Consider the following 2,428-nt stretch of genomic DNA (forward strand, 5'->3'; position numbering starts at 1 on the left):
TCTGGAGCTATCCAATTTAATCCGCAAAGTTTAATCAGACTTTGCACAAAGCCAGTGACCATACGTAAAGACAGACGGAATAAGGATTTAATCATTAAGCAGCATTGGATGACTGCGTCGGAGTAGGTTTGATTTCGCCCTTGTTTACCGATGGACGGAGCATACCATTGCGTAGCAGGATCAAACCAAATGGCAATATTTCCGCGACTCATGAGTGCTCGGTTATATGCGGGCCAATTGGTTGTGCGGTAGATTTTGTGTGCAGGCTTCTTCATTTGAAAATTATATCGCTGAAAAACCCTTTACAGATAGGTTTGTGCAACAAAGCCATCCACGATTCATATTCAATCCCATGACTTTAAAGCGCAAAGCGTGTTGCAGATGCAGCTCTTATTCCGAGGAATTTTACACTGGTATCGCCCGCCGATAGAAACACCAGATCCGGCAGTCAGGACGTAAATAACCATTCCTCCAGTTTAAATAAAAAAACCTGCAGATTCGATGCAGGTTTTTTTTAGAGATAATCAATCGCGTCTTATTTGGCTTTACGCTCTTTTTCAATCAGGTAATTCACCACCTGAATTACTTTGGCATCATTGCCCTGCACAATATATTTACCATTCACGGTCACCGCTGGTACACCGCTTAACTGATATTGAGCAGTCAAATTTTTTGCCTGAGCAATTTTTGACGAAATCGGGAATGATTTATAAGTCGTGTTAAATTTCTCTTCAGAAATACCATAACGGGTATAGAACTTGGCCAATTGTGCCTGTTCTAAAATTGGACGCTGCTTGTCATGAATATCATGGAATAACTGTAAATGTGCTTTTTGACGCACACCCAGGGCTTCTGAAACATAATAAGCACGTGCAGCCTGTTCCCAAAGCGGGTTCATTGCAGCAGGTGTACGTACAAAACGGATATCTTTGGGTAATTTTTTCAACCAGTCCTGCATATGCGGTTCCAACGTGAAACAGTGACCACAGCCATACCAGAAGAATTCACGTACCTCAATTTTGCCCGGTTTTTCGACTTTGACTGGTTTTGCGACCACCTGATAGTCCTGACCTGCCACAAAATTGGCCATAGCATTGCCTGAAAAGGCCAAAACAGATGCGGCAACAGCTCCTAAAAGGAATTTTTTCATTGGGATTATCGTCCTCTAAATCATTATGCTTAGTGTATGGGTTCACTATAAATCAATTATGCCGGTTCCGTTTTCATGCTGCGAACTTTTGTGCTATCAGAACCGCTACATTAAAGTATGCGACTGATTTTAAGTCAGTTAATATGGCCATTCGACCGCTATGTGTTTTTAGATAATCACAAAAGTTAAACTTTGAGTAATAAAAACGGTTATAATTTCTACGATTAAAACGTAGTGGTCAAACCTACAGTAAATATTAGCTTCTTACTATTCTCTTCAGTAACAGCCGCGTGGCTCTGAGAATGATCTTCTGACATACAATAGTTTCCTTATTCTATTTACGATTAGCTGAGAGACTTGAGTAAGCCTCAATATTTCTGCTAAAAATTGCTTACTATAATTGGTCAAGAAGCTTTCTTTTCATTTATCCACCGGGACAATATTGGTAATAAAACCAACATAAGAAGGGTTGATGAGATAATTCCTCCAATAACCACATTTGCTAGTGGGCACTTTACTTTTTTCTCCAATTCCAATGCCTCCCTAACTAATTAGAGAGTTTTAAGCATTATTACATGAATCTTTCCAGTACTATTGTTGCAAATATACTAAGTTGCATATTTATTCCTGCCTATGTATAGGAGCATATGTAACCCTAAAGTTTAAAATAGTCTTTTCGGATTATTTAAAAATTTGAAAATGGTAAAGAATAAATTAAAAACAATAAATATATTTATCATTCGATTTAAAAAAATTAATTAATCTTAGTTACACCATACTAAAAATAACTAATTTTTAGTTTTCCTAGTTATATGTGCTTCATTATAATTTTGAATTAATTCTCTTCACACCCTTTGCTTTTTTCATTGTTAATTATTTCTAAATTTTTCTCTAAGAAACGAAGTCCCCCATCAGCAAAACTACTGGTTGAAAAAACTATAGTAAAAATAACTAAAACAATCTTCATATATATATTATTGAATCTAATCATATCTTGGACCAAAAAATAATTTCTTCATATACTAATTCCTAGATATATACACCTAAATGACAACCAAATTACAAATTTGTAATTTTGTTAAGGTTTGTCCTAAAAAAAATAAATTAATACTATTTTAACAAAGATAAGTCGTTGCTGAAAAATTTGAATTGTAAGGGATTTAATTAGGCACTGTTGCAAATAGAGATTTGAGTCGATGATGTTCCCTTTAAAAAGTACTTAGAGACCGAAAACCCTGTTGATTAGACACACTTCACCCTGAGGCTGACCATAATAAA

General features: G+C 35.9%; 2 protein-coding genes and 3 pseudogenes. 1 reads left to right on the plus strand and 4 read right to left on the minus strand.

The annotated features are described in order from the left end of the window. On the minus strand, window positions 1-275 hold a 275-nt coding region (locus ACTL4S_RS16300; protein ID WP_441299675.1), incomplete at its 3' end, for a transposase. Window positions 276-345: 70 nt separating this feature from the next. Here ACTL4S_RS16300 and ACTL4S_RS16305 point away from each other — a divergent pair. Continuing rightward, window positions 346-459, plus strand: a pseudogene (locus ACTL4S_RS16305) (TetR family transcriptional regulator); the annotation flags it as partial. A gap of 76 nt (window positions 460-535) precedes the next feature. Here the strand turns inward: ACTL4S_RS16305 and ACTL4S_RS16310 are convergent. The 3 genes and pseudogenes from ACTL4S_RS16310 to ACTL4S_RS16320 all read right to left on the minus strand — a co-directional run. Further along, window positions 536-1,150 carry a thiol:disulfide interchange protein DsbA/DsbL gene (locus ACTL4S_RS16310; protein WP_004281881.1) on the minus strand — a complete coding sequence of 205 codons (615 nt, stop codon included), beginning with the start codon at window positions 1,148-1,150 and terminating at the stop codon, window positions 536-538. A 177-nt stretch (window positions 1,151-1,327) separates the two neighbouring features. Then, window positions 1,328-1,467, minus strand: a pseudogene (locus ACTL4S_RS16315) (cation diffusion facilitator family transporter); the annotation flags it as partial. Window positions 1,468-1,554: 87 nt separating this feature from the next. Further along, a pseudogene (locus ACTL4S_RS16320) lies at window positions 1,555-1,671 on the minus strand (hypothetical protein); the annotation flags it as partial. Window positions 1,672-2,428 lie beyond the last annotated feature (757 nt).

Origin of the sequence: Acinetobacter lwoffii (assembly GCF_052078135.1) — a bacterium.
GTDB classification, from domain to species: domain Bacteria; phylum Pseudomonadota; class Gammaproteobacteria; order Pseudomonadales; family Moraxellaceae; genus Acinetobacter; species Acinetobacter lwoffii_Z.